Origin of the sequence: Nostoc sp. XA010, from assembly GCF_020829625.1 — a bacterium.
Lineage (GTDB): Bacteria > Cyanobacteriota > Cyanobacteriia > Cyanobacteriales > Nostocaceae > Nostoc.
This window is the reverse complement of the sequence record NZ_JAIVFX010000108.1, coordinates 1-4,744: the sequence shown is the minus strand read 5'-3', so window position 1 is coordinate 4,744 and position 4,744 is coordinate 1. Positions and strand designations below refer to the sequence as shown.

General features: G+C 37.8%; 2 protein-coding genes and 1 pseudogene. 2 read left to right on the top strand and 1 reads right to left on the bottom strand.

From position 1 onward, the window contains the following. Positions 1–938: 938 nt before the first annotated feature. Positions 939–3,185, top strand: coding sequence for a caspase family protein (locus tag LC608_RS36215; protein ID WP_229558112.1), 2,247 nt, complete (start codon positions 939–941; stop codon positions 3,183–3,185). 45 nt (positions 3,186–3,230) lie between these two features. Here the strand turns inward: LC608_RS36215 and LC608_RS36210 are convergent, their stop codons facing one another. Further along, entirely contained in the window at positions 3,231–4,127 is an 897-nt protein-coding gene (locus tag LC608_RS36210; RefSeq protein WP_229558111.1) for a DUF3365 domain-containing protein, read from the bottom strand. Between the two features lie 185 nt (positions 4,128–4,312). Between LC608_RS36210 and LC608_RS36205 the strand changes: the two are divergent. Then, a pseudogene (locus LC608_RS36205) lies at positions 4,313–4,619 on the top strand (DUF6444 domain-containing protein); the annotation flags it as partial. Between the last annotated feature and the right edge of the window lie 125 nt (positions 4,620–4,744).

The following is a 4,744-nucleotide window of genomic DNA, read 5'->3' as shown; positions in this document are numbered from 1 at the left end:
GGGTGGCCGCCGAGATACCTGCAAAAAGAGACACGTTGTAAATAAATATTGCAAACAATCCGTCGTTAATTTACTAACTTGCCCAAAAATGATATTGGGCGAATAAAAATTTTGTCACTCCAAACCAAGCTTTTACGCCTTTTCGTACCTTACACTTGCCCATAAATGACCTTTTTAGGGAATGTCTTCACAAGAGAGAACACGCTCAATCCAGTATCGAAACAACGTCAAATCAAGGGTTTTCAAACATCTGCGTAACATAACTTTACAATATGTCCCAATTTGCGCGTATCCCGGCTGTACCCCTATAATAGCTGTATATAACAGAGAGAAGCAGATTTGGTAAGTTTACATACCCATGATCTGCCCATTTAAGATTAAGATCACGGAAAGTGAAGAGGAACTAAAAAAAGGTCTACAAACAGCCAGGTGGGGAAACCAGGTTGATATCTGAATTTTAAAAAAACTTGGTGCCATTCTAATAAGTCTCAAAAAACTTTTAGCACAAGGTAAGTGTGTCCGCTACCTGTGTCAGGATGAAACTAGGATTAGAAAAAACTTTTTGATTTACTGAAATTGGTATAAACCCTCTTTTGTCGCTTTGGGAGAATCCAATAGCCCAAACGCTTACGGAGCTTTAGTTTTTACTTCTTGTCTATAAATTTTAGTTTTTATTAGAAAATAAAGCCTCAAACCTGGATCAAATCAAAGCCTCAGAATTGGGTTTCGATTATTGTTTTTCGAGAGTGAGAAAAGATGGGTAAGTCTTAATTTATCAACTAATAAAATTTAATTTCAATACGTTACAACGAAATTTTTGCTATAAATAGTGAATAGGAAAGTAATTTCTACAAAGTTACTACTTTAATATCTGCTAAGTTAGGTAAAACACAAAAAAACTAATTATTAAAATTCATTTTAGGCTAAAAATAGCAAAGATGTCCCCACTATATGTTGGTTCAAGTTACTCAACTAATATATTAACAACGGGCGAAGCCAAGCTCTGGATTTTATTAGTAGGCGTTAACGAATACCAAGATTCAGGCTTGCCTTCTTTGCGCTACCCGGCTGTAGACTGCCAAGGGCTAGGAAAAGCACTCTTAAAAGCCACACAGAGATTTCCTAATAAAGAAGTGATTATTCATAATGATTTTGCAGCGCAACCCCCGACCTTGGAAATAATTCGTGGAAGCCTGCAACGAATTATTTCACAAACTCAATCCCAAGATTCCATTGTGTTATATTTTTCTGGACATGGAATGTTAGAGCCTAATGATCAGCAAGCTGTACTTTGTCTAGCAGATACCTGCAAAGATGACTTGCTGAGTACAGGGTTGGGTTTGCAAGAATTATTACAGGTATTGGGGAGTACTTCGGCGACTCAGCAATTAGTCTGTCTTGATACATGTCATAGCGGTGCCATGAAGGTATTGGGGGCAAATGCTGGTAGTGCCAGAGACGGTAATATCTCTGAGACTTTATTTAATACCCAACCAACACTGATGCAGGTCTTGCGAAAACGTGCATCTCAAAGTAAGGAATTTTGCGCCTTGCTATCTTGTGACCAAGGACAACAATCTTGGGAGTTTCCAGAACTAGGGCATGGTTTATTTACTTATTATTTAATGCAGGGACTATTAGGTAAAGCCGCTGACTCACAAGGTGTCATCGAAGCAGACGGTCTTTACAAATATGTTTATCGCCAGACGCTGCAATATATTGATAAATTAAATCAGCAACTGCGTCTGATGAATCAGCAAAAGCTCAATCGTGGGGACAGTAAACTCCATCCAGAATATCCCCTGCAAACACCCAAACGAATTGTGGAAGGAGTAGGAGAATTAATTCTTGGATTCAAAGCTGATGCGGTTGAATCTCACAAACAGCGACGGGCGCTGGTAATCGATGGACTTGCAAATAAGAAAACTACAACAGACTTGAGTCGGCTATTTGCTGGGGCTGGCGGCTTTGAGGTAGAGTTTTTTCCTCAGCAAGGCAAATCTCGGTCAGAAATACCAGGAAAAATCCAAAATTTTCTACATTGGAGTGGTGAATCAGCAACTAAATCTGTTTCACAGTTAGGAACAATCAAAAATGCACCAACCTCCCTATTATACTTACGAGGGCACATCGAGAAAATCGAAGATGGAGAAGCCTGGTTAGTTTTAGGCAATGCAATGCGTCTAAGTCGTTCTTGGCTAAGACACCAGTTACGACGCGCTGCAAAGTCTCAACAAATAATTATTCTGGATTTTCCTGAGGCTACTTTCCTGGAGGACTGGATAGAAGATTTGCAAAGCGGCACGGAACATGGACAATGTATAATTGTCGGTGCTTCCACAGATGAGGAGCCAGAACTATTTTCTCAAACGCTTCTAGAAACACTTATTGCAGCCAATCCGCAAGCTGGGTTAGGAATTGCCAAATGGATTACTCAATTACAAACGCATTTACCAACAAAAGGTGTCAATCTTGATGTCTGGCTATCAGCTACACAAACTGTCATTGATATTTTACCGGGTAATATTGGCATAGTTTTTCAAGATTTACAGGTAAAAGAAGTACCATTAAACGAGGAAAACAAACGGGAAAATCAGGAAAATTTATTCCCCAAAGACGTTAACAATTTACCCAAACTAGAATTTGCTTCCCAGTTTTCATCCCAGCCATTTCCAGATCAGCCTGTCTCTGTTGCCGCTCCCATTGCTGCTGATTATTTAGAGAAAACACAACCTCAATTAAATTTCAAGCTAGACTCAGAACAGTATTCTAAACTAGAACAATTGCTGAAGCTATCAGTAGGGTTGATTGCGCCTACCATTTTAAAAAAAACTTTAAAAAAGGCAACTAGCTCTAAAGAATTAGTAAAAAAAATCACTACTTACTTGTTGCCAGAACAGCAACAAACTTTTGAGCAGCAAGCAATAGCTATTTTAGAACAATCTACTGTTGCATCTCAAAGCACGTCAGATAATTCCTCAAGCATTGATCCCAAATTTATCCGTAAATGCGAACGCGAGTTAGCCTATGCAATTGGACCAATTGCTAATTTTTTAACTCAAGAGATTTTGAAATCTTACCCGCAAATTTCCTTACTAGAATTTGTGAGTAAATTGGCAACAAAAATCTCTGATAAACAGAAGGCTTTAGAGTTTGAACAGCGTATGCTTGGTAACTTAAAATAAGTTAGTAAACATTTATCTTTACCACCTTCCGAAGGAGAAGTATATCTATCTAGTATTGGTATTATTATTTAACATATTTATAGCAATTTCTAAACTATGCTTCATCCGGTTAAAAGCGTCCGCCAACGCCCCTATTTCATCTTTTTCTTGTTTACCAAAATTGGCATTAATATCACCAATACTCACTTTTTCTGCCACATTAGCCATTCTTTTAAGACGCTGTAGCACTGTCTTTTTTAATAACAAATTAATGATGATAACAAGGGTTGTAAAAATAATTCCTAAAAGTCCTAAAAGTAGATAAAAAGACCACTGAGCAGTTTTAAAAATTTCCTCAGCCGGAACATAAACAATTTGAGTGGCAACAATTTGATTAAACTTCCACCCAAACCCACTTTCGCTTCCATAGGTTACTAATTGACTTTTAGGAGCCACTTCGGGAACGCTATGGCAACGCAGACAACTTTGTTTTTGGACCCTAAAAGGTAGAGCGGTATAAAACAATTTATTTTCAAATATATTTCGGAAGCCGGATAGACTTTTTAAGTTTGGTTGTTGATTAAATTTTTTAATAATATCGGCTTCAAAATTGTCCGCCATATCCCTCATATTTGTTGGGTTTGGCGCAGCATCTTTGTAGAGAAAATTGCTAAATTCTTGGGTTTTACGTAAAATTTCAAAAGTTTCTCTAACAGAGAATGTTGGGATAACTTCTGGAATAAATTGTTCTTGAGTGTCTACTCTCGGTAACAATAATGGTTGTACGCGGTCATTGGTATATTGTCTAAGTGAATTTGCAATTTGCATGGCAAGTATTGCTTGAGAAGACACCTCTTGTTCTGCCTTTTGTTCAAGAACGCTTGATAAAGCAGTACCACTAATTAAAATACCAGCGAGAAAAGCTATCATCACAATTAAATTGACTTTTGTTCCAATTTTCATGACTATTTTTAGTATTTAAGATTCTAGTTCTATACTATAACTATAGCAATCTTAAACGAGTCATTCATGAAGCTTAGTAAAGACAAATATTTAACAATAGACAGATAATCCAAACAACTCTTTTCGTAAGGATTCAGGTGGCAGAGTATTGACAAGGGGGACACTTGAGGGGGAGTATCACAGATATGAACGAAAACCTGCCTCAAGAATTAGACCGAGAAAGCTTGAACCAGTTATCAAAAGAAGAACTGGTAGAGATAATTATTGAGCAGAGCAAGATAATACGTGAGTTACAGAAAACAATCTTAGAACTACAGCAAGAAATAGAGCGTTTAAAAGTCAGCAGAGAAATAGAATAGCACTAATTCATCGAAACCCCCGTCTGGGGACATCCTGAAAAAAAGCGAAACCAAAAAATCACCACACCTTGAGGAATCAAATCATCCGAAAAGAAAACCAGGTGGGCAGCCAGGACATCAAGGAAGAACCCGTATAGCGGTTATCAGTCTTCTGAAGTACAGTAGCAGCAGTGAGTAAACCAACCCAGTAAATTCTCTATCGTCACTTCTGCGAATGCCGCATCTAATGCCTTAAGTAAATCAGGATATGTCCTTGCA